At 35.7% G+C, this 26,421-nt stretch carries 25 protein-coding genes and 1 tRNA gene; 9 read left to right on the top strand and 17 right to left on the bottom strand.

Annotated features, from left to right (window positions below; translation table 11 throughout):
• Nucleotides 1-92 precede the first annotated feature (92 nt).
• Both CLU83_RS13395 and CLU83_RS13390 read right to left on the bottom strand, forming a co-directional pair.
• Nucleotides 93-701, bottom strand: a complete 609-nt coding sequence (locus CLU83_RS13395; RefSeq protein ID WP_100432072.1) for a 50S ribosomal protein L25/general stress protein Ctc — start codon at nt 699-701, stop codon at nt 93-95.
• A gap of 117 nt (nt 702-818) precedes the next feature.
• Nucleotides 819-1,760 carry a ribose-phosphate pyrophosphokinase gene (locus CLU83_RS13390; protein WP_100432071.1) on the bottom strand — a complete coding sequence of 314 codons (942 nt, stop codon included), beginning with the start codon at nt 1,758-1,760 and terminating at the stop codon, nt 819-821.
• Between the two features lie 217 nt (nt 1,761-1,977).
• Here CLU83_RS13390 and CLU83_RS13385 point away from each other — a divergent pair.
• Nucleotides 1,978-2,057 (top strand) — tRNA-Leu (locus tag CLU83_RS13385).
• 270 nt (nt 2,058-2,327) lie between these two features.
• On the opposite strand, the gene CLU83_RS13380 is transcribed toward CLU83_RS13385, so the two are convergent.
• Nucleotides 2,328-2,540: a hypothetical protein gene (locus CLU83_RS13380; protein ID WP_100432070.1), complete on the bottom strand. Its 213-nt coding sequence runs from the start codon at nt 2,538-2,540 to the stop codon at nt 2,328-2,330.
• A 231-nt stretch (nt 2,541-2,771) separates the two neighbouring features.
• On the bottom strand, nt 2,772-4,010 hold the full coding sequence (locus CLU83_RS13375) for a 3-deoxy-D-manno-octulosonic acid transferase (RefSeq protein WP_100432069.1): 1,239 nt from the start codon (nt 4,008-4,010) through the stop codon (nt 2,772-2,774).
• Nucleotides 4,011-4,191: 181 nt separating this feature from the next.
• Here CLU83_RS13375 and CLU83_RS13370 point away from each other — a divergent pair, with 181 nt between their 5' ends.
• The 4 genes from CLU83_RS13370 (at nt 4,192) to CLU83_RS13355 (ending at nt 7,131) form a co-directional block, all read left to right on the top strand.
• Nucleotides 4,192-5,325: a DegT/DnrJ/EryC1/StrS aminotransferase family protein gene (locus tag CLU83_RS13370; protein ID WP_100432068.1), complete on the top strand. Its 1,134-nt coding sequence runs from the start codon at nt 4,192-4,194 to the stop codon at nt 5,323-5,325.
• Nucleotides 5,326-5,328: 3 nt separating this feature from the next.
• Nucleotides 5,329-5,772: a nuclear transport factor 2 family protein gene (locus CLU83_RS13365; protein WP_100432067.1), complete on the top strand. Its 444-nt coding sequence runs from the start codon at nt 5,329-5,331 to the stop codon at nt 5,770-5,772.
• Between the two features lie 10 nt (nt 5,773-5,782).
• Entirely contained in the window at nt 5,783-6,796 is a 1,014-nt protein-coding gene (galE, locus tag CLU83_RS13360) for a UDP-glucose 4-epimerase GalE (protein ID WP_100433735.1), read from the top strand.
• Between the two features lie 104 nt (nt 6,797-6,900).
• Nucleotides 6,901-7,131, top strand: coding sequence for a hypothetical protein (locus CLU83_RS13355; protein WP_100432066.1), 231 nt, complete (start codon nt 6,901-6,903; stop codon nt 7,129-7,131).
• Between the two features lie 91 nt (nt 7,132-7,222).
• On the opposite strand, the gene fabD is transcribed toward CLU83_RS13355, so the two are convergent.
• The 6 genes from fabD to CLU83_RS13325 all read right to left on the bottom strand — a co-directional run bounded on the left by fabD (nt 7,223) and on the right by CLU83_RS13325 (nt 17,207).
• Nucleotides 7,223-8,095, bottom strand: coding sequence for an ACP S-malonyltransferase (fabD, locus tag CLU83_RS13350; RefSeq protein ID WP_100433734.1), 873 nt, complete (start codon nt 8,093-8,095; stop codon nt 7,223-7,225).
• Between the two features lie 228 nt (nt 8,096-8,323).
• On the bottom strand, nt 8,324-8,851 hold the full coding sequence (locus CLU83_RS13345; RefSeq protein ID WP_100433733.1) for a YceI family protein: 528 nt from the start codon (nt 8,849-8,851) through the stop codon (nt 8,324-8,326).
• 395 nt (nt 8,852-9,246) lie between these two features.
• Nucleotides 9,247-10,074: a protein-glutamine glutaminase family protein gene (locus CLU83_RS13340; protein WP_198512291.1), complete on the bottom strand. Its 828-nt coding sequence runs from the start codon at nt 10,072-10,074 to the stop codon at nt 9,247-9,249.
• Between the two features lie 194 nt (nt 10,075-10,268).
• On the bottom strand, nt 10,269-11,138 hold the full coding sequence (locus tag CLU83_RS13335) for a transglutaminase family protein (protein ID WP_100432064.1): 870 nt from the start codon (nt 11,136-11,138) through the stop codon (nt 10,269-10,271).
• Nucleotides 11,128-13,713, bottom strand: coding sequence for a circularly permuted type 2 ATP-grasp protein (locus CLU83_RS13330; protein WP_100432063.1), 2,586 nt, complete (start codon nt 13,711-13,713; stop codon nt 11,128-11,130). Before CLU83_RS13330 ends, CLU83_RS13335 begins: the two co-directional genes overlap by 11 nt.
• A 77-nt stretch (nt 13,714-13,790) precedes the next feature.
• Nucleotides 13,791-17,207, bottom strand: coding sequence for a DUF2126 domain-containing protein (locus CLU83_RS13325; RefSeq protein ID WP_100432062.1), 3,417 nt, complete (start codon nt 17,205-17,207; stop codon nt 13,791-13,793).
• A gap of 328 nt (nt 17,208-17,535) precedes the next feature.
• Here CLU83_RS13325 and CLU83_RS13320 point away from each other — a divergent pair, with 328 nt between their 5' ends.
• The 3 genes from CLU83_RS13320 (at nt 17,536) to CLU83_RS13310 (ending at nt 21,008) form a co-directional block, all read left to right on the top strand.
• On the top strand, nt 17,536-18,417 hold the full coding sequence (locus CLU83_RS13320) for a pirin family protein (protein ID WP_100432061.1): 882 nt from the start codon (nt 17,536-17,538) through the stop codon (nt 18,415-18,417).
• A gap of 492 nt (nt 18,418-18,909) precedes the next feature.
• Nucleotides 18,910-20,385, top strand: a complete 1,476-nt coding sequence (locus tag CLU83_RS13315; RefSeq protein WP_100433732.1) for a glycoside hydrolase family 130 protein — start codon at nt 18,910-18,912, stop codon at nt 20,383-20,385.
• A 65-nt stretch (nt 20,386-20,450) separates the two neighbouring features.
• The gene (locus CLU83_RS13310; protein ID WP_100432060.1) at nt 20,451-21,008 is read left to right on the top strand and encodes a sugar O-acetyltransferase; all 558 of its coding nucleotides are present in this window, start codon (nt 20,451-20,453) and stop codon (nt 21,006-21,008) included.
• A gap of 6 nt (nt 21,009-21,014) precedes the next feature.
• On the opposite strand, the gene CLU83_RS13305 is transcribed toward CLU83_RS13310, so the two are convergent.
• From CLU83_RS13305 to CLU83_RS13280, 6 genes are all read right to left on the bottom strand, one after another.
• A complete protein-coding gene (locus CLU83_RS13305) occupies nt 21,015-21,239 on the bottom strand; it encodes a (4Fe-4S)-binding protein (protein ID WP_100432059.1) in 225 nt (74 codons plus the stop codon).
• 2 nt (nt 21,240-21,241) lie between these two features.
• Nucleotides 21,242-21,652, bottom strand: a complete 411-nt coding sequence (locus tag CLU83_RS13300; RefSeq protein WP_100432058.1) for an OsmC family protein — start codon at nt 21,650-21,652, stop codon at nt 21,242-21,244.
• Nucleotides 21,652-21,936, bottom strand: a complete 285-nt coding sequence (locus CLU83_RS13295) for a GNAT family N-acetyltransferase (protein ID WP_100432057.1) — start codon at nt 21,934-21,936, stop codon at nt 21,652-21,654. The genes CLU83_RS13300 and CLU83_RS13295 overlap by 1 nt, the downstream gene beginning before the upstream one ends.
• A 136-nt stretch (nt 21,937-22,072) precedes the next feature.
• Nucleotides 22,073-22,789, bottom strand: coding sequence for a pirin family protein (locus CLU83_RS13290; RefSeq protein ID WP_100432056.1), 717 nt, complete (start codon nt 22,787-22,789; stop codon nt 22,073-22,075).
• A gap of 207 nt (nt 22,790-22,996) precedes the next feature.
• The gene (locus tag CLU83_RS13285) at nt 22,997-23,572 is read right to left on the bottom strand and encodes a Crp/Fnr family transcriptional regulator (protein ID WP_100432055.1); all 576 of its coding nucleotides are present in this window, start codon (nt 23,570-23,572) and stop codon (nt 22,997-22,999) included.
• Between the two features lie 75 nt (nt 23,573-23,647).
• Complete coding sequence (locus CLU83_RS13280) at nt 23,648-24,010, bottom strand: DUF983 domain-containing protein (RefSeq protein ID WP_100432054.1); 363 nt, start codon at nt 24,008-24,010, stop codon at nt 23,648-23,650.
• A gap of 90 nt (nt 24,011-24,100) precedes the next feature.
• Between CLU83_RS13280 and CLU83_RS13275 the strand changes: the two genes are divergently transcribed.
• A complete protein-coding gene (locus CLU83_RS13275; RefSeq protein ID WP_100432053.1) occupies nt 24,101-24,964 on the top strand; it encodes an AraC family transcriptional regulator in 864 nt (287 codons plus the stop codon).
• Here the strand turns inward: CLU83_RS13275 and purT are convergent, their stop codons facing one another.
• Nucleotides 24,965-26,125 carry a formate-dependent phosphoribosylglycinamide formyltransferase gene (purT, locus tag CLU83_RS13270; RefSeq protein ID WP_100432052.1) on the bottom strand — a complete coding sequence of 387 codons (1,161 nt, stop codon included), beginning with the start codon at nt 26,123-26,125 and terminating at the stop codon, nt 24,965-24,967. It abuts the gene before it with no gap.
• Nucleotides 26,126-26,421: the final 296 nt, after the last annotated feature.

The following is a 26,421-nucleotide window of genomic DNA, read 5'->3' as shown; positions in this document are numbered from 1 at the left end:
CATGTTTCCTGAAAATGCCCAATCTTTCGCTTCTATTCAAAAAAAAAGCACCAGTCGTAAAACTGATGCTTTTGATATAGATTGAAAAAGTATTATTTTTTCTTTTTTGCAGGAGCTTTTGCTGCTTTTGCTGCTTCTTGAGCTGCTTTCATAGCCGCACGAGAGATCTTCACTTGACAAATTACTGTATTGTCTGGGTGCATGATTTTGAAGTTTGGTGTTGGCACTTTAGTAACATATAATTTGTTACCCATGTCAAGAGGCGTGATGTCAGCTTCAACGAAATCTGGAAGATTTTTTGGTAAAGCTTTAACTTTCAATTTACGGTTGTTCAAACGTAAATCTCCACCTGCCATAACTCCTTTTGAGTTACCAACGATTTTTACTGGAACTTCAATAGTGATTTCTTTGTCATCATGGATTTGAAAGAAGTCAATGTGTAAAATTTTGTCAGATACCGGGTGTACTTGGATATCTTGTAATACAGCGTTGAAAGTTTTACCGTTTCCAAGTTCAATCACAACTGTGTGCGCGTTTGGAGTGTAAACCAAGTTCTTGAAAGCTATAACTTCCGCTGAAAAATGAACTGCTTGACTTCCTCCGTATAATACGCAAGGAACCAATCCAGCATTACGTAAGGCTTTAGTAGCTACTTTGCCCACGCTTTCTCTTTCTGATCCTTTAATTGTAATCGATTTCATTGTAAATATTTATATAGTTATTAATTAAACTCTTGTTATTTAGTGATTAGTTATTGGTAATTAGTAAGTGTTTGATTTTGGCTATTCACTAATTACTAAGAGCTGATCACTTGCCTTTTACATTAAAAACTTCCCGCTAATGGAATTGTTGTGGTGTACCATGTGCATTACTTCGGCAAAAAGCGGTGCACAGCTCACTACTCTTATTTTGTTTGATTGCTTTTTTAACGGAATAGAATCGGTTACGATTAGTTCCAGTAATTTTGAATTTTCTATTTTTTCGTATGCACCTCCAGATAAAATGGCGTGCGTACAAATAGCTCTTACGCTCAAGGCTCCTTTTTCGATCATTAAATCGGCGGCTTTCGCCAAGGTTCCTCCGGTGTCAATCATGTCGTCCACAAGGATAACGTTTCTGCCTTTTACTTCTCCGATAAGCTCCATTGTCTCAATAATGTTAGCTGCTTTTCTTTGTTTGTAGCAGATAACCACTTCAGAATCTAAAAACTTAGAATATGCATAAGCTCTTTTTGATCCTCCCATGTCTGGTGAAGCAATTGTTAAATCGCTAAGGCCTAAACTTTCTACATAAGGTAAAAAGATAGTGGATGCAAAAAGATGATCTACCGGTTTCTCAAAGAATCCCTGTATTTGATCAGCATGCAAATCCATTGTCATTATTCTGGTTGCTCCTGCAGCGTCTAGTAAATTTGCTACTAGTTTGGCTCCAATCGGTACTCTTGGTTTGTCTTTTCTGTCCTGTCTTGCCCAACCAAAGTATGGAATTACAGCAGTAATGTGTCTTGCCGATGCACGTTTTGCAGCATCAATCATCAGTAACAATTCCATTAAATTATCGGCAGTTGGAAAAGTGGAGCAAACGATAAAAACGCGTAATCCTCTGATTGACTCTTCATAAGAAGGCTGGAACTCACCGTCACTATAGGTTGACATGGTCATTTTTCCTAAAGGGATTCCGTATTCTTTTGCAATTTTCTCTGCAAGATATTCACTTTTTGAACAAGCAAAAATTTTAGCTTCTGGTTCTAGGTGTGACATTTAATTTGTTGTTTTGTAGTTAGTTGTGAGTATCGTTTTTAACGAGGTGCAAATTTAGAAAATAAAATTAACTCTGAAAGGAAAAATTTAAGTATTTTTATTAGAATGTTTAAAAATATTTTTTACATTTGCACCGTGTTAAAGGAAAAGATAATTGTTGAAACACATTATCTCTTTATTGCGTTGAAATAATTGTTAATTGTTTCATGTTTGCTAAGCCCGGATGGCGGAATTGGTAGACGCGCTGGTCTCAAACACCTGTGGGAAACCGTGCCGGTTCGACTCCGGCTCCGGGTACAAAAAGCCTCTTCGAAAGAAGAGGTTTTTTTGGTTTTAGATAGTTCTTAATTCTGAAAAATGGGATTAGGGATTGGTTGCGAAAGTTGGGTGAATGTAAAAACCTGTGGAGGAGCAAAAACTCTTATTAGGTTTTTTATAAACTAAAAAAAAAGACCATCTCACAAGGGGATGGTGTTTTTTGCGGAATTATCCAAAATTTAAATTTTTGGGATAATAACAAAAAAAGCTGCATTAAATGCAGCTTATTTTTTCTAGTGTAATTTAAAATTACTTAGCTGGAGCAGCAGCTGGAGTAGCAGCAGGTGCAGCAGCAGTAGTGTCAGCAGCAACAGCAGTAGTATCAGCAACTACAGCAGTAGTATCAGCAACTACAGCAGTAGTATCAGCAGCAACTTCTTCAGTAGCAGGAGCGTCAGCTTTTTTACAAGATACAACAGTTAATACAGCAACAACAGCTAAACTTAAAAATACTTTTTTCATCTTAATTTAATATAAAGGTTAATTATTAATTCGTGGCAAAGATATAAAATTTTTAATACGTAAAATATTTTTTCATTTATTTTTTAAAAATTATTTTTAATCAAGTGGTTAGCTTTTTGATTTTTGAAGTAAAAAAACAGGTAAAAACTATATTTTTTAAAAAATTCTCACATTTACAAGGTTTTGTATTTCTGTTTAGATAGTTTGTTTTTTATGTTTGAAATGTTTTTATCAATTTTTTATGCTGGCAATTTGACTTAAAATACAATCGGTAGCTCCCTTGTGTTTTTGTACAAATTCGGAACAGATTTTTCCTTTTTGATGTCTTGTTTCGGTGTTCTGGATTAGTGTTGAAAAAGTAATTTCAAGTTCTTTGAAATTATTTATAGAGGTGCACCCTTTATTGTCAACCAGTTTGACAGCTTCGTCGAAATTAGCAAAATTTGGCCCTATTACTATTGGGATTCCAAATGTGGCAGGCTCTAAAAGATTGTGAATGCCTTTTCCAAAACCACCGCCCACATAAGCAATGTCGCCATAACTGTAAATTTTGGTTAGAATGCCTATAGTGTCTATTATAAAGACGTCAAATTGTGACAGATCTTTGTTTTCTTTTGCCGAAAATAAAACTGTTTTTTTTGTGATGCAGTTTTGTAATTGCTGAATTTGTTCCGGTTTAATATTGTGCGGAGCAATGATGAATTTTACATCATGCTGGCAGGAATTAATGTATTCTATCAGTAATGATTCATCTTTTGGCCATGAACTCCCTATGACGATGGTTGTTTTGCTGTTTTTAAATTGTGCAATAAAGTCTAAGCTGTTATCTTTTTCTAATATCGTGACAACTCTGTCAAATCGTGTGTCTCCTGAAAGGGTTATATTGGTTTTTCCCAGCTGAGAAATCAATTTTTTTGAGGTTTCATTTTGAACAAAAAAGTGAGTAAAGCTGTCTAGTGCTTTTCTGTAAAATCCTCCGTACCATTTAAAAAATAACTGCTGTTCTCTAAAGATACCCGAAATTAAATAAGTGGGAATTTGCTGTTTTTGCAACAGATCCAGATAGTTGATCCAGAATTCATATTTGATAAAGAATACAAGTTCGGGGTGGACTAGTTTTAAAAATCGCTCTGCATTTTTTGGAGTGTCCAGAGGGAGATAAACCGTTGCATCGGCAATTGTATTGTTTTTGCGCACTTCATATCCTGAAGGCGAAAAAAAGCTAATGACAATTTTGTGGCTGGGGTATTTTTCTTTGATTTTTTCAATTACAGGCAATCCCTGTTCGTATTCGCCTAAAGAGGCAGAGTGAAACCAGATGGTTCGGTCTTGAGGTTTTATTTTTTGTTCTAAAATCACAAATACATCCTTTCTTCCATCTACAAAAAGCTTCATTTTTGGACTGAAAAGAGCTGTAATTTTTATTAAAAACTGGGCTAATTGAGTGATTAAATTGTAAAGAAAATGCATCAGTAATTTTTTTGTAAAAATACATTTTCTTTATGTTATTTTCATTGGTTTAAATTCATTAAATAACTATTTTTGTTGTGCTTGTTTAGAAGGTGTTAAATTGTAATAAAAATTTAGGCTTAAGACAGGCTTGCCTCAATTAATTGTTCCTGTTAAGAGATAGGATACTAAAAAAGAATACATGAAAAAAATACAAATGGTTGACTTAAAAAGTCAATATGATAAAATTGCAGCAACTGTAAATGCTTCGATTCAAGAAGTTTTGGATTCCAATACTTATATTAATGGGCCGCAAGTCCACAAATTTCAAAAAGATCTCGAAGAATATTTAGATGTAAAACACGTAATTCCATGTGCAAATGGGACTGATGCTCTGCAGATTGCAATGATGGGATTGGATTTAAAACCAGGTGATGAGGTGATTACAGCCGATTTTACTTTTGCGGCTACTGTTGAAGTTATTGCTTTGTTGCAGCTTACACCCGTTTTGGTCGATGTTGATGTGGTAAACATGAACATTTCTATCGAAGCAATCAAAAAAGCAATTACCCCGAAAACTAAAGCAATTGTGCCAGTACATTTATTTGGACGTTCGGCTAATATGGACGAAATTATGGCTATTGCTAAAGAATATAATCTGTATGTAATCGAAGATAATGCACAGGCTATTGGGGCCAATTACACTTTCGCTGACGGAAGTAAAAAGAAAGCTGGAGCTATAGGTCATGTGAGTTCAACTTCATTTTTCCCTTCTAAAAATTTAGGATGTTATGGTGATGGTGGTGCTATTTTTACCAATGATGATGCTTTGGCACACAAAATTAGAGGTATTGTAAACCACGGAATGTATGAGCGTTACCATCATGATGTGGTAGGAGTTAATTCAAGATTAGACAGTATTCAGGCTGGGGTTTTGAATGCTAAATTGCCTTTCTTGAACGAATATAATGCGGCACGTCGTTTAGCAGCATCAAAATACAATTTAGCTTTTGAGGGAAATAAAAACATTGTTGTTCCAGCATTTGATTTGAATGGTGATGATCATGTTTTTCATCAATATGTACTTCGAATTATTGATGCTGATAGAGATGCGCTCATGCAGCATTTACTGAATAAAGGAATTCCTTGTGCTATTTATTATCCAATTCCATTGCATTCGCAAAAAGCTTACGTTGATTCTCGTTACAAAGAGGAAGATTTTTCAGTAACGAATCAATTGGTAAAAGAAGTGATTGCATTGCCGATGCACACCGAATTAGACGATGAGCAAATAAAATTCATCGCAGACAGCGTTTTGGAATTTTTAAATAAATAATTGATGAAATACTTTTTTACAGCTGTCGTGGCAGTCTTGTTTCAGTTTTTAGGTTTTGCTCAAATTAGTTCCAAATCCAAAGAAATAACAGCTGTTGCAGCTCGTGTTGAAGTTTTGCGTCAGGCTATGATTGATGCCGATGGGAAAAAGCTGAAAGAACTAACTTCTGAAGGTTTGAGCTATGGGCATTCAAGCGGGAATATTCAAAACCAAGCTGTTTTTATTGAGAAAATTGTGGATGGAGAATCTGATTTTGTTAGCATAGAATTTCAAAATCAAACCATTGAAATTGTTGGAGACGCAGCAATTGTTCGCCATAATTTAGTCGCGCATACTAAAGATGACGGTGTAGATAAAGATATTAAAATTGGGATAATGCTTATTTGGCAAAAGCAAAAAAATAAATGGTTATTGATTGCCAGACAAGCTTATAAATTACCTTCGTAAAAAAAATAAAATGAAAATATTAGTAACTGGCGGTTTAGGTTTTATCGGTTCACATACTGTTGTTGAATTGCAAAATAAAGGTTTTGAAGTAATTATTATTGATGATCTTTCAAATTCTTCGATAGAAGTTTTGGACGGAATTGCAGCTATTACCGGAATTAATACTGCTTTCGAAAATATAGATTTACGCGATAAACAAAAAGTGCAGGATTTTTTCAAAAAGCATCAGAATATTTCAGGAGTAATTCATTTTGCAGCTTCAAAAGCAGTTGGAGAAAGTGTTGAAAATCCGTTGCTGTATTATGAAAATAACATCCATACTTTGGTTTATTTGCTCCAAGAACTTCAAGAACAGCCAAAGGCTAATTTTATTTTCAGTTCATCTTGTACAGTTTACGGTCAAGCCGAAGAAATGCCAATAAACGAAGGAGCTTCTATTCAGATAGCGATGTCACCTTATGGAAATACTAAGCAAATTGGCGAAGAAATCATTATAGATACCGCAAAAGTCACTAACATTAATGCAATTTTGCTGCGTTATTTTAACCCAATTGGAGCTCATTCTTCAATAGAAATTGGTGAGTTGCCTTTAGGAGTTCCACAAAATTTAGTGCCATTTATTACACAAACTGGTTTTGGTTTGCGAAAAGAATTATCGGTTTTTGGAGATGATTATCCTACACTCGATGGAACGGCTGTACGCGATTATATTCACGTAGTCGATTTGGCGAAAGCCCACGTTATTGCTTTACAGCGTTTGCTGAATAAGGAAAATTTAGATAAAGTAGAAACATTTAATCTGGGAACAGGAACAGGAAGCTCAGTTTTGGAAGTGATTCAAGCTTTTGAGAAGGTAAGCGGACAAAAACTGCCTTATAAAATTGTAGGACGCAGAGAAGGAGATATTACTTCGGCTTACGCCAATACCGATAAAGCGAATAACGTTTTAGGTTGGAAAGCAGAATCAACATTAGACGAAGCGATGGAAAGTGCTTGGAAATGGGAGCAGAAAATTAGAAGTTAATAATCAGTATTCAATTAAAATACAAATCCTAAATTATCAGTTGATAGTTTAGGGTTTTTTGTTTTAAATAATTAGTTATAAATTCGTTAGATAAATTATGAGTCATGAATCCTAAAAAAGAAAATCCGAAAATAACCAAAGTAGAAGAGCCTTCTGTGGTTTATGAATCTTCGAGCATTAAATTTAAAGGGATAGACAGAGCTACTTTTGATTTTGACGAAGAGTTTAAAAATGGTTATACGCCCGAAGAAGCCAAAGCCGAATTATTAGAAAAATTAGAGAATGGTGGAGGGAATAAGTTTGTTGAGATGCACCACAGTGCATCTCAACCGTAAAACAAAAAATCCCCACAAACATAAGTTCATGAGGATTCTGTAATATTATGGATTTTTTGAAATCTAAATTCTGCAATCTGTAGTCTGCTTTTTAAGCATTTGCTGTCGCAGCTTCTTTGTCAATTTTTCCAATTAAACCGGCCAATACTTTTCCTGGACCAACTTCAGTAAACAAAGTTGCACCATCGGCAATCATTTGCTGTACGGATTGTGTCCATTTTACAGGAGCTGTCAATTGAATGATTAAGTTTTTCTTGATCTCGTCTGCAGACGATACCGCAGATGCTGTTACGTTTTGATACACTGGGCAAATAGGAGCAGAAAATGTTGTTGCTTCAATAGCTGCAGCCAATTCTTCTCTTGCCGGTTCCATCATTGGCGAGTGAAATGCGCCGCCAACAGGTAATAACAAAGCGCGTTTTGCACCAGCGGCTTTCATTGCTTCACAAGCTTTTTCTACTGCAGAAAATTCTCCTGAGATAACTAATTGTCCAGGGCAGTTGTAGTTAGCAGCAACTACAACACCATCAATAGAAGCACAAACTTCTTCAACGATATTATCTGCTAATCCAAGAACTGCTGCCATTGTTGAGGGTATTATTTCACAGGCTTTCTGCATTGCTAAGGCACGTTGCGAAACCAATTTTAATCCGTCTTCAAATGATAAAGCGCCATTGGCAACTAATGCTGAAAATTCGCCCAAAGAGTGTCCTGCTACCATTTCTGGTTTGAAATTTTCCAAAGTTTTAGCTAAAATAACTGAGTGTAAAAAAACAGCCGGCTGCGTCACTTTAGTTTCTTTCAATTCTTCAGCTGTACCTTCAAACATGATGTCTGTAATGCGGAAACCTAAAATGTCATTTGCCTTTTCGAATAATTCCTTTGCTAATGGTGAGTTTTCATATAAGTCTTTGCCCATTCCTGTAAATTGTGCACCTTGACCTGGAAATACGTATGCTTTCATCTGTAGTTTTTTTATTGTTTTATTAGTCAGATGGAATGCCAAAAGGCATTTCATGTTTTAAAATTTAAAATTGAATGTTTTAAAGATTTAATAATTAAATCGGGTGCAAAAGTAATATTTTTTTAGGATTTATATCAAAAGATAAAAGTGAGATAAAACAAAACCTCCATACTCATTAATTAAGTATGGAGGTTTGTATGTATAGAAAATCAGTTTTTGCGAAATGATTTATAATTTTATCAATTGCAGTTCGATGTTTAATTTAACTTCTTCACCTACTAATACACCGCCAGTTTCTAAAGCAGAGTTCCAATTCAATCCCCAGTCTTTACGGTTTATTTTTCCAGAAATATTCAATCCCGCTTTGGTGTTTCCCCAAGGGTCTTTCATTAAACCGCTGAATTCTGCAGGAAGTTTTACTGATTTTGTAACGCCTCTTAAGCTCAAGTCACCTGTTAATTCATAATCATCGCCGCTTTTAGTAAAAGAAGTTGCTTTGAAAGTCAGTTTAGGATGGTTTTCTGCATCAAAAAAGTCACCGCTTTTCAAGTGATTGTCTCTGTCAGTATTATTGGTACTAATAGAATTGATGTCTGCTGAGAATTCAATGTCTGCATTTTCGAACTTATCATCTTCTGTTGTGATTGTAGCATCATAAGTTCCAAATGTACCTGAAACATTAGTGAACATCATGTGTTTTACTTTAAAACCAATTTCTGTGTGTGTTGGGTCGATTGCCCATTTTGTAGTTGCCATAATTTTATTTTTTATTGTTTGAAAATTTATTTGTTTCATTTTGATAGGACAAATTTACGGCAGCTATACAGCTGGGGCACTTAACCTAGATTAAGAAATAAAAAATGAATATTAAATTAGTATTATCTGGTTATTGGTTTTCTAATTCAATTCAAAAGACTTTTTTGAAAATGAATTTGGAGCAGAAAGATTAGGCATTTTTAGGAAATATTGTCCCGCTTTCCGTTTCAATCTTATGTCCCGAACCCCGGGCCATAAGGATTTTCACTGCAATCGGGGCTAAAAGGAAAGATTTTGCTTTTTTGCCATGATTCAGAAAAAATAATCCAAAGTTTACTTATAGCCAACGGTTTCGACTATTGGAGACAATAATATCTGAGTTCAGGTTATTAGTTCTAATTAAAAGTTTCTACCAAAGAGAATTTTTCCAGCCATTTATTGAGATTCGAAGAATAAATCTCGCGGTATTTAGCGATGACATACTGATGTTTCATTTGAAAGTCATTATTCATCTCGTAATTCCAATTATTATCTCTAAAAATGGTTTCAAAATTAAAAACATTTCCAGCCAGCATTTTATAATCTGTAACTAAATCTTGATGCTGTTCCGAATCAAGAATAGGTTTGATTTCGGCGTCATAAAAAGTCATAGCCGTTTCGTTTACTGCTAATCCTTTTTCGATCCAATGCTGTTCCAATGCATCTTCTTCATATTTAAAGAAATCAGTAATATGCTTGTCCGAAAACCAATCCGGGAGTTTAACGTTGGGTTGGTTTGAATCTGATAGTTGATCTGAATCAGATTGCAGCTGGGCATTAGGAATCATCGAGGAATTGTATAAATACCATTCAGAATCCATAATTAAATAAATGAGTTTTTTGGTATTTAATTTGGCAAGCCAAGTCCTGTATCTGACAATTCCGTTAGGAAATAATCCTAGATCAATAACCATTTTGCGTGCTTTACCATTAATTCTGACCTCAATTGCCGGCGCAACATGATAACCCCAATCGATTGTTCCGGTTGGAGAGATGTTTTTTTTATCAATGAAAGAAATCTGCTGGCTGTTTGAAGAGGAATAAACAACAGGGGCAAAAACCCAAATTTTGGCACATTGACAGCCTTTAGATGCTAACAGCAATCTGATGTAATGCGAAATATTATGGCAATTAGCCTGCTGATAACCAAAAGGAAGCTCCGATTTTTTAATTTCGGCAAACAAAGCATTCGCTGTATCTAAATCAAGTACAGAAGCTTTTCCCGGCGTTAAAAGAGGATGCTTTTTGATAAATTTTTTATTAAATAATTAATTGTAACTCTTTACTGTAATTAAGAACGAAGTTATAAAAACTATAAAGAGTCAAACTTATATTAAAATGAGAAATTGTTATAAAATTTCAATGATAAAATAGCCAATTATATCAAAGGTATCACATCCACCTCAACTTTTACTTTATGATCTCCGGAACTAAAAATAATTCCTTTTAGCGGTGATACGTCAGCAAAATCTCTTCCATAAGCGGTTACAATATGCCTTTGCTGCGGAATCATATTGTTGGTTGGGTCAAATTCGCACCATCCCATTTCTGGAACATAGACAGATATCCAAGCGTGTGAAGCGTCAGAGCCTTCTAATTTTGGTTTGCCTATTGGCGGTAATGTTTCAATATAACCGCTTACATACCGCGCAGGAATCCCCACGCTGCGCAGGCTGGCAATTGCCAAATGAGAGAAATCCTGACAAACGCCTCTTCGTTCTTTAAGAACTGTTTTTAGCGGTGTATTGACATTGGTAGAACCTGATTTGAATTGAAATTCAGTATATATTTTTTTAATTAAATTTAGCACTGCTTCAAAAAGGGGCGTTTTTGGAAGCAAACAGCTTTCTGCAAAAGCGGTAATTTCTTCGTCCCAAGTGATGAATTGGCTAGGCAGTTGGTATTGTAAAACTTCAATTTTTAGCGAACGGTCAGTTGTGAATTTTAGTCTAGCTTCTTCACAGGTAATTGGGTTTATGGGCTTTGTAGCATTTTCCAATACTTCAACCTCGCTGGAAACGGTAACTTTTAGCGATTGATGCGATTGATGAAGCGAAAAATAATGCTGAATATTACCAAAATAATCCGTGCGGGAATATATTTTAGAGGGTTTAGGCTCAATTTCTATTTTGAAATTTTTGCATATTTGTTTCGCAGAATTTTGAGGCTGCAAACACAAAATACTTTGATAATTGTGAACCTCATTCACGTAGGTATAAAGTGTCTGATGTTTTAATTTATATTTCATCGGATTCGCTATTTTCAAGTGTATCTAAAACGGAATGCTGGATTACAGAATGATTAAAATACAAACTGGATAAGTTGTTGGAAACATTGCAGATTAGTTCAAAAACATCCGAAAGCGTTTGGTCTAATTCTGGACGAAATTGTGTCATTTCATCGACTTGTATCAGGCTGTCGGCATCAATTAAGTTAATAATTGTACTGGCTTTTAAAGCTGATTTTTCGGCAATACTCAATCGGTTTGGCTCATTGGTTTTGGGTAATTTAGAGAGATAATGAGTAAGAGTATTTAACAAAAAAGAAAGTGTGTACGTTAAGTTTTTTTCTAAAAAAACCATATTAATCACGGCTTTTAAACTCAAATGCGATTTGTAAATATTTCGATATTGTGCCAATAAATGATGGTTTTCTAATATAGCTTCCATCAAAACGGCTTCATCTTCCTCAGCTTTTTTGTAATTGAAAGCAGAACGAAAAACCGAAATTAAAGATAAAAACCGTTCTACATTTTTTCCAGCTTCCATTAGATAAAAACCATTATCCCGTGGTAATGTTTCGTATATATTTCCATAAAATGAAAAAAGACGAATGTGGAGTTTATCTAAAGCATGATTTACATGATTGATGTTATTTGTGTTTTTAAGCGTAAAATGGATTTCTTCCAGTAAATTAATAATTTGTCGGGTGTCGTTGTTCCATTTTTCACTAACTTGGTTAATGGTGTTGAGTAATGACTGCATATTATAAACTACTGAACCTATTTTTTTGGAGTCGTTAATTAAGAGAAGTAACTCTGTAATTGAGTTTACAAAAATAGCTTCGTTGTCAAATACTTCTCCGTCTTTGGCTTCTTTTCCCACAAATCCGGGATAGGTCTGGGTAAGATGAGTTAGTGATTTTAATAAAACAACTAAGAATTCAGGCTGTTCGTTACCATGTTTAACCACATTTTCGTTAAGTCTGTTCAGAATAATTTTTAGAAAACTGCGCAAAGCCATTGTTCTTTCGCACAAGCGGCCTAACCAAAATAGGTTTTCGGCATTTCGGCTGGTCAGCGAATTATTTAGCTGGTTGTTGGTGTTTTTTCGTTCAACTGTTTTTTCTTGATATTCTGTTGGTGCATCTGTAATGATCCAAGTGTCTTTAGAAATGCCGCCTAATTGGTTCGAAATTTCAAACTTGTCTTTCACTGCTGAGCTTCTGGTCAAACCGCCCTGCATTACTTGGTAATCATCTCCATCTGCAATCAAAAAAGCACGGATTGCGGCATATCTTGGTTCTATTGTTCCATTAACAAAAGCTGGAGTCGTAGATAAACTCACTTCTTCTTGGGCTACATAATCTTTAGGATTTTTACGAATCAGATTTTTTAAATCTTCAAGCTGTTCCTTATTCAATAAACGTGCATAAATTGATCTGAAACCTTGCTTCCGGTTGGTTTTTTTTATGATTAGTTTTGGTAAATTGGCCAAAACAAAATCTAATTCTTTGGTTTGCCCGCACCACCAAGTAGCAATCGAGCTAATTAATAAAGGTTCTTTTAGCAGAAATTTACAGGCATTCTGCATAAAAGCCATCAAACCGTAATTCTCTAAAATGCTCGTTCCGGGAGGATTCATCACTGAAATATTTCCTAAACGAATGACTTGCAGTAAGCCGGGGATTCCTAGCAAAGAATCTCTGCGTAATTCCAATGGGTCGCACCATACGTCATCCAATCTTTTGATAATTACATCAACCCGTTCCAGCTGGTCGATAGATTTTAGCCAGACAAAACCATCTCTAACTAATAAATCATTTCCTTGAACTAAGGTATAGCCTAAATAAGAGGAAAGGTAAACGTGTTCAAAATAGGTTTCGTTTCCAGGACCAGGAGTCAGGAAAACCACATTTGGGTTTTCATTGGTGTTATTGCCTAATGTGTCAACGGTTTGCTGTAATTGGCTAAAGTAGGGAGAAAGTCTTTTTCGATATGTTTTTTCATTGAGTTCAGGGAAAACTTTACTCATTACAACTCTATTTTCCAGAGCATAACCCGCTCCAGAAGGTGATTGAGTTCTGTTGTCTAATAGCCACATTTTTCCATCAGGTCCACGGGCCAAATCAACAGCGTAATTCAGTAATTGTTTGTCGTGTTTTTGTCTAATATCAAAACAAGGCAAGAGAAAACCCGAATTATCAAAAACCAATTCGGCAGGAATTATGGCGTTTTTTACTAATGATTGATTTCCATAAAGATCTTTTAGAATTAAATCTAATAAGTGCGCTCTCTGTTTTAATCCCCGTTCGATAGTCTTCCATTCCGATTCGTGAATGAGAAACGGAATAGGATCCAGTTTCCAGGCACGATTCGATTCCTGATTTGCATCGTAAACATTATACGTAACTCCGTTTTCTTTTAATTTTTTTACGATTTCCTGATTGCGTAATTCCAATTCATCAATTCCAATAGATTCTAAGGTGTCAAAAAGTCCTTTCCAATATGGCTTTATTTCACCATTTTGGTCAAGTACTTCGTCGTAAGAATTGATTTTTTCTTTATATGAATGGAGCAGTCCTAATGAAATATCTTGAATCATTTGTTAATTGTAAATGAATTGCGTTTTTTATAATTGGCAAAATAATGGCTTTTAAAGCGAACAGCAATGCAATTATCCTATTCTTTTGCTTTCCAATAATGTCTTAGATCTAAAGTGTAAGGGTATTCAGGGTTAATGAGTTCTATAGGGGTGTCAAGTCTTAGATCTGATTTAGATTCTACTAAAAAACGGGATGTTGCAGTACTGTTCGAAATCATTTCTTTCTCTTTTTCTACATCCTCAAGTGCTGATGACGGTGTATGGCCAAAATCCCAAAAGCGACTTATTTTTCTTGATTCAGCTTCAAAACTATTCACAGGAAAACTGTCAAAACTTCTTCCGCCGGGATGCGTTACAAAATAGGTACAGCCACCAATTACTTTATTGTTCCAAGTATCGACTAAGTCAAAAACTAGCGGTACGTCAATCCCGATATTAGGATGCAATGCTGATGGTGGATTCCATGATTTGTAACGTATTCCTGCTACATATTCTCCTTTGGTTCCAGTGCTTCTTAATGGGATTCGGCATCCTTTGCATAATAAAATATGGCGTTCGGGCACAATTCCAGAAACTTTTACCTGTAAACGTTCTAATGAGGAATCTACAAAACGGGCAGTTCCGGTGCTGGACAGTTCTTCGCCGAGTACGTGCCAAGGTTCTATGCCTAATCTTATTTCCAATTGGATATTATCGATAGTCACGTTGCCATGATGCGGATATCTAAATTCGAAGAAAGGATCAAACCATGAAATATCAAAATTATATCCAGCATCTTTTAAATCGTTTACCACATCGATCATATCCAGATAGGCGAAATGCGGCAAGAGAAATTTATCATGAAGTTCGGTTCCCCAGCGGATCAGTTTTTTCTCGTATGGATTTTTCCAGAATTTGGCGACTAAAGCACGAACTAATAGATTTTGAACTAAATTCATGTGTTTGTGCGGAGGCATATCAAAAGCTCTTAATTCTAATATTCCCAAACGTCCTGTTGATGAATCAGGTGAGTATAATTTATCGATACAGAACTCGGTACGATGCGTATTTCCTGTGATATCTGTCAATAGGTTTCTAAAAATCCTGTCCACCATCCAAAAAGGAACTTCTCTGTCTTTTGGGATTTGTTCAAACGCAATTTCCATTTCATAGAGACGCTCATCACGGCCTTCGTCAATACGCGGCGCTTGACTTGTCGGTCCAATGAAAGGTCCTGCAAAAAGATAGCTTAAAACCGGATGGTGCTGCCAATAAGTAATTAAGCTTCGCAATAAATCAGGTCTTCTCAATAGCGGACTGTCCTCAGGTTTTTCTGCGCCTAATGTTACGTGATTTCCTCCTCCAGTTCCGGTATGACGACCATCTACCATAAATTTATCAGTGCCTAAACGGGACAGAAAAGCCTCTTCATATAGTGCCGTTGTATTGTCTACAATTTCCTGCCAAGATTTGGCTGGATGTACATTCACTTCAATCACGCCAGGGTCTGGAGTAACCATCATTTTCTCGACTCTGTAATCCGTCTTTGGCTGGTAGCCTTCAATTCTTACGGACATCTGCAATTTTTCGGCAGTACTTTCTATAGAAGTTATTAAGTCGATATAATCTTCTAAATAATCAGTTGGCGGCAGAAAAACGTACAGCATTCCGTCGCGTTCTTGTATGCACATTGCTGTGATGAAAGTGTCTACTTCAAATAATAAGGGATCTTCTTCCTTTTTATCCTCTTTTTTAGGCAACACTTTTTTGACCGCTTCAAAAATCTTTGCAATAGTTCCGTAACGATTTTTTACTTTTTCGGAGTAATCCCCTAATGGAGGCAGATCTTCAAATAAACTTCTGTCTACAACTGTTTCTCTTTTATTTTTAGAAACCTTTGGCAGTGAATCTAACGGTAAGCGCAAACCGATTGGGGAATTTCCAGGAATTAAAAAGCAGTTTCCTCTTCTAAATTCCCAAGCACAGCTTTCCCAATTTGCCTGAGTGTAATCTTTTCGTATTGGCAAAACAAACCCTGAAGGATTATTCAAACCTTTTTCGAGAACCTTTGCAAGATTATGGCGTTCAATAGAATCTTTTAAATTCACTTTCAATGGGTCTAAATTCACTGGAAGTTTACCTTCTTCAAGAGCCCAATAGATTGGATCTTCGTAGGCAGGTAATATGTTTTTAGCGTCAATTCCTAAGAATTTAGTTAATTCGACAGCAAATTTTTCGGCATCGTGAAAAGTAAATTGCGTTTCACCTTCTTTTGCTACCAGAGCATCATTTTTCCACAAAGGAAATCCGTCCTTTCTCCAGTATAAACCATATTGCCAGCGTGGAAATAACTCTCCGGGATACCATTTTCCTTGTCCAAAATGCAGTAATCCTCCGTGAGCAAACCGCTGTTTTAAACGAAGTGCTAAATCGTATGCCAGTTTTCGTTTAAGCGGACCATCAGCATCAGTATTCCATTCGGCACCCTCAAAATCATCAATAGAAATAAAGGTCGGTTCTCCACCCATTGTTAAACGGACATCGCCTTCAATTAAATCCTTCTCAACGACATTTCCTACCGCCATGATATCTTCCCATTGTCTGTCAGAATACGGTTTGGTTACCCTTGGATCTTCATGAATACGGGTTACTTTGTTTTCGAAATCAAAACTTACTTCACATTTTTCGGTAGCACCTGTAACCGGCGCAGCACTTTCATAATGAGGTGTACAGCATAAGGGAATATGTCCTTCACTTGCAAAAAGCCCAGAAGTAGGATCGAGTCCAATCCAGCCAGCGCCGGGAAGATAAACCTCAGCCCAAGCATGTAAATCAGTAAAATCATTTTCGGGTCCCGATGGTCCATCAAGAGATTTTATATCTGGTGCTAATTGTACAATGTAGCCGGAAACAAAACGTGCGGCTAAACCAAAGTGACGTAAAATATGAATTAACAGCCAGGCAAAATCTCTGCAGGAACCGTTTTTGAGTCTTAATGTCTGTTCCGGTGTCTGCACACCGGCTTCCATCCGCAGATTGTAGGCAAGCATTTTATAGACCTCTTGGTTGAGGTAAACTAAAAAATCATTTATTTCTATGGAATCATTGAGCTTTATGGTTTCAATATATTTTAAGAAAGTCGGGCTTTCTTCGCTTAATTTTAAATAAGGAACCAATTCCTGTTCAAGTAAATTATCATATTTAAACGGAAATTTTTGGGCATATTCTTCTACAAAATAATCAAACGGGTTGATGACCTGAAGTTTTGCAATTACTTCGACCTCGACTTTTAATTCTTTGATTTTATCAGGAAAAACAATTCTGGCTTGGTAATTTCCAAAAGGATCCTGCTGCCAATTGATGAAATGATCCTCAGGGCTTATTTTAAAGGAATATCCCTCAATAGCTGTTCTTGAATGCACTGCCGGACGAAGTCTGAAAACATGCGGGAATAATTTAACGCTTCGGTCAAATTTGTATGTTGTTTTGTGGGAGATGGCTATTTTTATGGACATAAGAAGTTTTTTTTATGACACAATTTGGTTTATACAAATATTGAAAAAAAATCACCGTTTAACGAATTTTAATGATAATAATTTATTAAAAATACGTTTGAATACTCTTAAATAAGTAATTTTAAATCTTTTTATTGATAATATATTAATGTTTACTGCTCTAAAATTAACTCAGAAAGTACAAAATGTTACCGTAATGTATATTTATTGCTAATACGGTTTTATTTCATTTGGGCTTTGTAACTTAGTATTTCAATAATTATCACAAATTAATGAGCTGATTAAGCAGTATAATTAATTTAAACGAATTCAAAAAAGCTATATAAACATGTCAAACATTGGATTAATCATAGAAGAACGTGCAGCCGATATTGGAAATTTTCTTGTGGGCAGGCTGTTGCCTTTTCGTGAAAAACGTGCAGTAGGGCCTTTTGTATTTTTGGATCACATGGGGCCAGCCCAACTCAAAGATTATCAAAACTTAGATGTGCCTCCGCATCCCCACATCGGACTTTCAACACTTACTTATTTGTTTGAGGGAGCCATACTGCACAGAGACAGCGTGGGTACCGAAATGGAAATCACACCTGGTGCTGTCAATTGGATGACGGCAGGAAAAGGAGTAGTGCATTCGGAACGGACACCAGAGTATTTGAGAACTACCGATAAAAGTCTTCATGGTCTGCAGATTTGGGTTGCGCTGCCAAAAGAAAAAGAAAATATTGACCCTTCGTTTGTACATGTCGAAGCCAAAGACATCCCAGAATGGCAGCAGGATAATGTTACTGTAAAACTAATTGCAGGTGAGGCTTTTGGCAAAAAATCGCCTGTCCCTGTTTACAGCCCGCTGTATCTGATAGAAATTAAAAGTACAGCCAAAGCTTTACTGAATATAGGCAAAGACCTTTTTGGAGAAAGTGCCTTGTATATTCTGGAAGGCGAAATTACAAACGACGGACACACCTATGCTTCAAAACAGATTTTGGTTGCCAAGGAAAGCAGTCTTTGCCAGTTTGAAATGAGTGAGAACTGTACCGTCTATATTTTTGGAGGCGAACCATTTCCCGAAGAACATTTTATCTATTGGAATTTCGTGCATTCTGATAAAGCAGTAATTGAAAAAGCAAAGCAAGACTGGATCGACCAAAAGTTTCCAAAAATTCCCAATGAAACTGAGTTTGTACCCTTGCCACAGCCCAGAATAAGATAATCCACTTGCCAAATGCGAAATAGTTAGGGCATGCTCCAAGGGTCGGGCTCTCCGCTGTATCTTTTCTTTTCCTAAAAGTAAGGAAAAGAAAAGGATGTCGCTTCGATCTCTCATGCAAATCCAGTTTTCATAATATCCTTTTTTGAATATCAGAGAATATATTCGTGCAATTATAACAGATTTTAATTCGTGTTAATTTGTGAAATTCGTGTTTGATTTTTTTAAATGCGAATGCGTGGGAGTTGATTTTAAATCAATTTTCTGTCTTGTTTATTTTGTATATTTGAAAATACTTAATAACTGAAAATGTGCGTTTTTCTTCATTTTAGCGTTTTTTAAACTGAAGAATTATTTGGAAAAAAATTTAAAAAAAAGAACTCCCGCCGTGATTTAATCATAATGATGCAGTCACAGCAGAAAGTGTTAAGTTGGATTGTTTTTTTTACAATAGCCGAAAAGCATTACCGTTGTCATATAATTAAAAATAAAACTATGAAAGTTTCTGTTACCCGAAAAAATATAAAGTTTTTACCTGATTCAAGCAGAGTGGTTGCCAGATATTTTATGAACGGAGAAGAACGGACTAAAGAATTAATCGGACGCATATTGATGATGAGTAATCTTGAAGTCAATAGTGCTTTGGAACAAATAAACAGGGAATTTGCCAGACGGCACCGTAATATTTCTGTTTTATTTCATAAGCATTATGATAAAGCTAAGCATATAATTAAGCACATGCAGATTAATGATTCAGATTTGACGGATGAAAGAAAAATGCTCATCGGGTCTTATCTTACTATGGAATATTCTATTGAATCGGCAGCTTTTTTTAATCCATCAATAGTTGAAGATTTTGATCAGTCAGGTTTGGAAAAAGGAGAAAAACGGGTTGTTATTTCGTTTCGTGCAACAGGAGAAGGTCACGTTTCATCGATTGTATTCCGAAGAGGAATTCTCGATAAAGACAATAATATGAGGATGATGCGGATTGGTGACAGTATCGAAAAAGCAGAGGTGCTGCATAAAATGATGTTTAACAAAAAGCGGATTTTATCCAAATTAACAGAAATGCATACGCTCGATATTTATTCTTCCATTTTGCTTGATTTGCCAGAAGTGTTTGAATATTCTGTATTTAAGGATTTACTGAAGAAGGAATTAGCAAATTTGAATATAAATAAAGAAAAGAAAGAAGCATTCGAAGAAGTTTTATGGCTTATGAATTCTTTCTATGATATACAATTCAAACACGATTCTGATATTTCTGAGCGCGTTATATTTCCAATATCTGATGCTGAAAGCCGTGGAATTGAAGATGCGCGTTTTGTCCGTTTTATGGATGACGATGGTTCCGAAAGCATAATGGGGACCTATACTGCTTATAATGGGCATGCCATTCTTCCTAAACTGATTACGACCGAAGATTTTTATACTTTTCGAGTGATGCCTTTATATGGTGAAGGATCAACGGGTAAAGGAATGGCTTTATTTCCTAAGAAAATCAAAGGTAAATATGCTATGCTGGGACGAATGGATGGAGTCAATAATTATTTAATGTATTCGCCAAGACCAAATGAATGGAAGAATCCGCAGCTTATTCAGAAACCTGAATATGCATGGGAATTTACACAAGTCGGAAACTGCGGTTCTCCTTTATGGACAGAGCAGGGCTGGTTAGTAATTACGCATGGTGTTGGTGCGATGAGACGTTATTGTATAGGTGCTTCATTATTTGATTTGGAAGATCCGTCTAAAGAAATCGGAAGACTTTCCGAGCCTTTGCTTACTCCTTTGGAAGAAGAGCGTGAAGGCTATGTGCCCAATGTAGTTTATTCCTGCGGTTCCATAATTCACAATAACAGTCTTATATTGCCTTATGCTGTATCCGATTATTCTTCTACTTATGCTGTAGTTGATATGGCTGAATTACTTGAAGCGTTACTGGATAGTAAAAAAATAACTATATGATGAGTTGTGTAAAATTTAGTTTATGTACTATTTTTATGGTTTCTTAAAAATATAATTTTTTTAAAATGACCGAAAAAGAAAAAATGCTTTTGGGTGAAATCTATTTTGCTAATGATAAACAATTAGCAGAGGAACGAACAAGAGCTAAAAAATTACTGCATAAATTAAACGTTACTGAATATCTGATGAACGGAAGATCACGTGCTATTCTTCGTGAGCTAATGCCGAATTCCCATAAACGGCTGTATATAGAACCTCCGTTTCACTGCGACTATGGGTACAATATCTATTCGGGGGAGAATGTGTATTTCAATGTCAATTGTGTGGTTTTGGATACTATGAAAGTGACTATTGGAAACAATGTTTTCTTTGCGCCGGGCGTGCATATTTACACTGCAACACATCCATTAAATGCTATTGAAAGAAGAACTGTCGAGAGTTCTAAGCCTGTATCTATTGGAGATGACTGCTGGATAGGAGGTAACTCTGTAATTTGTCCCGGAGTAACTATCGGAGCTGGTTGTGTTGTTGGAGCTGGATCTGTAGTTACGAAAGATATTCCCGAAAATTCGTTGGCAGTTGGTAATCCTGCTAAAGTGATTCGGAAATTAAATGAGGATTAAATCTATTTATTTATTTAGATAGAAACTCAATGCTCCCGATGGACATTTATTGATAGTTTCGATAATTTTTTCTGTTGTTGAATTTTCTGGTGTAATCCATGGCTGTTCTTTCGGTTTGAAAACATCTGGATTATTGTGTACACAATTTGCAGAATGTATGCATTTCCCAGATTGCCATACAATAGTTACTTCACCATTGGTATATTCCTTTTTAATATCTTTTGCATCCATGATTAAATAGTTGTGTTAATGAGTGTTTTTCCTTTAAGCAATTTTGAGATCGGACATTTGTCAGCAATAATTAACAATCGGTCTTTTTGCTCGGCACTGACTTCTCCCGAAAAAGTGATGTTTCTTCTTATTGTTGTCGTCAATTGGCCATCCAAAGTTTCCTGATATAAATTTAACGAAATATTTATTTCAGGAATAATCCATTCTTTTCGGTCAATGTACATTCTCAAGGTCGAAAGTGTACAGCCCGCCAAAGAAGCCATTAAAGTCGAAAACGGATCCATTCCTAAATCCTTTCCGCCAACATTTTCAGGTTCATCCATAAGAAACTGTCCGTTTCGCCAAGTAATGTTGCATAAGTACTTTTGAGTACCGATGCGGCCAAGTATGTCATTTTCGAAAAGATCTTCCATTATAATACGTCTCTAAATTCGGGTGTTTTATCGAAAACCTTTTTTGCAAAAGGGCAAAGAGGAATAATTTTGATATTTTTTTCTCTTGCAAATTCTACTGCTTTGGCTACCATTTTTTTACCATAACCTTTTCCGTTATTGCCTTCATTTACTTCGGTATGGTCTATGATAATTTTATCTGGACCAGCAAATACAAAAGTCATTTTAGCCTCAGTTTTACCATTAACATCTATATGGAAAAATCCTTTTTTGTCGTTTATTTCTAATTGTACTTCTTCGTTCATTTTTTTTAAGTTGCTAAGTTTGTAAGTCGCTAAGATTCTAAGTTTTTTTAAGTTTTAAAGTTACTAAGCTCCTAAGAATCTATGTTACTAAGCATTTAATTTTAGGAACTTAGATTCTTAGTAACTTAGTATCTATTTAATAAACCATCGGAATTTCCATTAACAGAAATTTTGCATCAGTTGTTGCTTTAATGTCTAAAGTTTTGAAATCAGTAATCCCTAAACCGTCACGGGTTTCCAATTCCTGACTGTCAACGGTTATGGTTCCAGAAATTACAAAAGCATAAAGTCCGTTTCCTTCTTTTTTTAATTCATACTGTTTAGAAAATCCAGCACTAAAATCGGCTAAATGAAACCAGGCATCTTGGTAAATCCAAACTCCGGCATCATCAGGATTTGGAGATAATATCTGAGCAAAATTATTTTTTTGTTCAGCAGTATCTAAAGTGATCTGCTGGTAACGCGGTTCTACATTTCTCACTTTTGGGAATAACCAAATCTGAAAAAGTTTGGTGCGCTGATCTGCATTCGGGTTGAATTCGCTGTGCTGAATTCCAGTTCCTGCGCTCATCACCTGTATATCGCCAGTTTTGATAGTCTCAGCATTTCCCATACTGTCTTTGTGAGCCAAATCCCCTTCTAATGGTATAGTGATGATTTCCATATTGTCGTGCGGATGTGTTCCAAAACCCATTCCAGCTGCAACGGTGTCATCGTTTAAAACGCGTAGCGCTCCAAATTGTACTCTATCTGGATTGTACCAGCTTGCAAAGCTAAAACTGTGATATGCGTTTAGCCATCCGTGATCTGCGTGTCCTCTTGTATCTGCTTTGTGTAAAACTGTAGTTGCCATGATATATAAATTTAGTGATTTTTGTTATACAAATTTACATCTGATGTCATCGTTTTGCACTTAACCTAGATTAAGAAAAAGTATTCAGTTGGCAGATTTAAGTATTCAGAATTCAGTTTTACTATAATTGCTACTAATTGTTAAATAGCAATTTTAATTTTTTCAATTCATTTAAACTTCTGCAAACTGCAAACTGTCGACTGGATACTACTTGCGTAACATTTTGCTTTTCATCTTACTGAAAAACTCTGGAGTCACACCAAGATAGGATGCAATTTGTTTTTGAGGGACACTATAAATTAGATTAGTATATTTTTTGCAGAATTTTTCAAAACGTTCTTCAGCGGTTAAACTTAAATTATCCATCAAGCGTTGCTGGTTTGCCACCAATGAATTTTCAGTTAAAATCCTAAAGAAACGTTCAAGCTGCGGTATTTCTTTATACAGAATTTCTTGATTCTCTTTGGATAATATCACTACTTCTGCATCTTCTATGACTTGAATAAAAAGGTTTCCCGGTTTTTGCGAAAGCAGACTGTACATATCACTTATCCACCAGCCGCTTGTCGCAAAACTCAAAACGTGTTCTACAATATTATCGTTGATGTTGAAACTCCGCAGTACGCCCGAATTTACAAAATAAGACTGTCTGCAGATTTCGCCTGCATTAAGCAAAACAGTTTTAGCTTTGTATTGCTGTGTTTCTGTTTTAGACAAGAAAAGTTCCTGTTCCTGTGTCGTGAGTGTTACATGCTGCGCAATGTTTTTGAGTATTAATTTCATTTATTTTTGCTTTGAGAATAAAGTAAAGAAAGTAACTTGGAAGCTCTAAGTTAAGTATTTTACTTTATGCCAATTCTAAATAGAATAATTTTTAAACATATAGATCCATAACAATCGGGAAAGACGAATGTTGAAAGAAGCCATCAATACAATGACAGTAGTAATAATTGCAATGATTCTTAAGTCGAAAGTTTCAGTAAAAAATTGATGTGCAATTAAATAAGTGGCAATTCCCTGCGCTACGGTTAAGCCATAGTTTACATACATGGCGCCAAAGAAATACCCAGGCTCTTTCTCGAATTTGAATTGGCAATGAGGACAATATGGATTCATCTTTGGAAAGCCAATATTGAAGAAGATATTTTTTTCGTTAAATACTTTTCCCTCAAGGCAATGCGGGCAATCATTATTTAGAATATGAACAAGTGTGTGTGACATTTTTAAATTTTTTTCAAAGGTATTTTTTATCCGTGTCACAGATGTTTTCTATATTCGCTAATTATAGGACAATAAAGACATGGAGAAACTATGAGCAAATATCCAATTTATTCAATTCAGCGGTTCAACTGTAATGATATCAATAGTGATTTCTATATTAATACATTTAAAAATCACTTGGTAGATCACAGTTTTGTTGAAGAACCGCACAGACATAATTCGTATGTATTGGTTCTTTTTACCAATGGATCAGGAACGCATGATATCGATTTTAATACTTTTGGGATTCAGCCAGGCAGCCTGTTTTTTCTGCAGCCCGGGCAAATGCATCATTGGAGTTTATCTGATGATATTGATGGGTTTGTTGTGTTTTATTCTCAGGAAATGTACAATTTGTATTTTAGGCAAAAAACAATTGAGGCTTATCCGTTTTATTATTCTCTAGGTAATTCGCCCGAAATGGTTTTTGAGGATAAAGAATCAAAAGCGATGGAGTTTTATTTTTATAATATGCTTGAGGAATACCAAGGGAATAAAATCATGAAGCAGGATAAAATCATGAATTTATTAGACAGTATTCATATCGAAATTGTGAGAAAATATAACGAAAACCATGTTCTGGAAACTCATTCTTATAATGTGAAAATAAGAGATTTTAATGTGCTTTTAGAAAAATATTTTTGGACAGAAAAAGCGCCTTCATTTTATGCGTCCCAGCTCCATATTACACTAAAACATTTGAATAGAATATGTAATGAAATCTTAAAAAAGACCACCACTCAGGTAATTACTGATAGGATTATTCTAGAAGCAAAAAGAATGCTGATTGATAAAAAAAGAACAGTCAGCGAAATTGCAACAGAGTTAGGTTTCGATGACTATTCCTATTTTGTGAGATTATTCAAAAAGCATGCTACAATTACACCGACAGCTTTTCGGGGTTTTAAGCAGTAATTAAGAATGTACTTCGATTAATTTGGTGGCTTCTTTTGCTTTTTCCACTATTTCTTCAATTGGAGTATCTAGAGTGTCATTGACTAAAGCCACACCCATTCTGCGGTAGGGTCTTGAAGTAGGTTTTCCAAAAATCCTAAAATCGGTTTTGGGTAAAGCTGCGATTTTTTCTATTCCTGCAAAAGTTGGATTTGTTGAATTTTCGGAAGCCAAAATTACAGCACTGGCTCCCGCTTTCTCTAAATTAATTTCGAAAATAGGCAAGCTCAAAATAGCACGTAAATGCAATTCGAATTCATTGAAATTTTGTGTTCCTGCCAAAGTAACCATTCCGGTGTCGTGAGGTCTTGGTGATAATTCAGAGAAATAAACACCGTCATCAGACAGGAAAAATTCCACGCCAAACAATCCCGCTCCTCCCAAAGCTTCGGTTACTTTTTCGGCCATGTCTTGTGCTTCGTATAAATCTTTGTCGGATACTATTGCGGGTTGCCAGCTTTCTTGGTAATCACCGCGTTCTTGTCTGTGTCCTATTGGCGCGCAAAACAAAGTGGGGTTGTTATTTTGAACCACGGTCAATAAAGTAATCTCAGAATTGAATTTTACAAAAGCCTCGACTATGACTTCTACAACATCGCCACGCGAACCTTTTACGGCATATTGCCAAGCTTTGTCAATGTCAGCAGCGGTTTTTATGGTTGATTGTCCTTTTCCAGACGAAGACATTAATGGTTTTACTACGCAAGGCATTCCAACGGCTTCAACTCCTTTGTGTAATTCTTCGGTAGTTGTGGCATAACGGTAATCAGCAGTTTTTAAACCTAATTCTTTGGAAGCCAAATCACGAATGGCTTTTCTATTCATGGTAAAGTTCGCCGCTTTCGCAGAAGGAACCACAGTAATGCCTTGTTTTTCGTAATCATAGAAACGCTCAGTTCTGATGGCTTCTATTTCGGGAACGATAAAATCAGGCTGGTGTTTGGCTACGATTTTGTCTAAAGCGTCTCCATCAAGCATATTGATGACTTCAAAACCGTGTGCTACCTGCATTGCAGGAGCATTTTCATAACTGTCAACAGCAATTATGGTTTGTCCAATGCGTTGTGCAGCGATTGTAAATTCTTTTCCTAATTCGCCTGAGCCTAGAAGTAGTATTTTCATTGTTTTGAGCTTTATATATATTGGGGTTTCCTATGATTAGGAATGTGATTTTAGATGGTAACAAAAATACATTTTTTGTGTGAAATTCTTTTGAAATTGGTTTTGGTTTTTGCTTGTTATTTTGAGAATAACGGTATTGTGTTTTTACACGCCAGATTGCGTGAGGGATAGGAATAAGCTATCGAAGTAGCATGTATAGCCCAACCCCGTTGAGCAAAGGACAACTGAACGTTGCTGTAAATAAGCCCCTTTGTTCAACGGAGCCACGCCCAACTATTTCTTTAAATGAAAAAAAG

The sequence above is a fragment of the Flavobacterium sp. 1 genome, from assembly GCF_002797935.1.
In the GTDB taxonomy this organism is placed as follows: domain Bacteria; phylum Bacteroidota; class Bacteroidia; order Flavobacteriales; family Flavobacteriaceae; genus Flavobacterium.
Note: the sequence above shows the minus strand (reverse complement) of the source record. Positions and strands in the feature narration are given on the sequence as shown.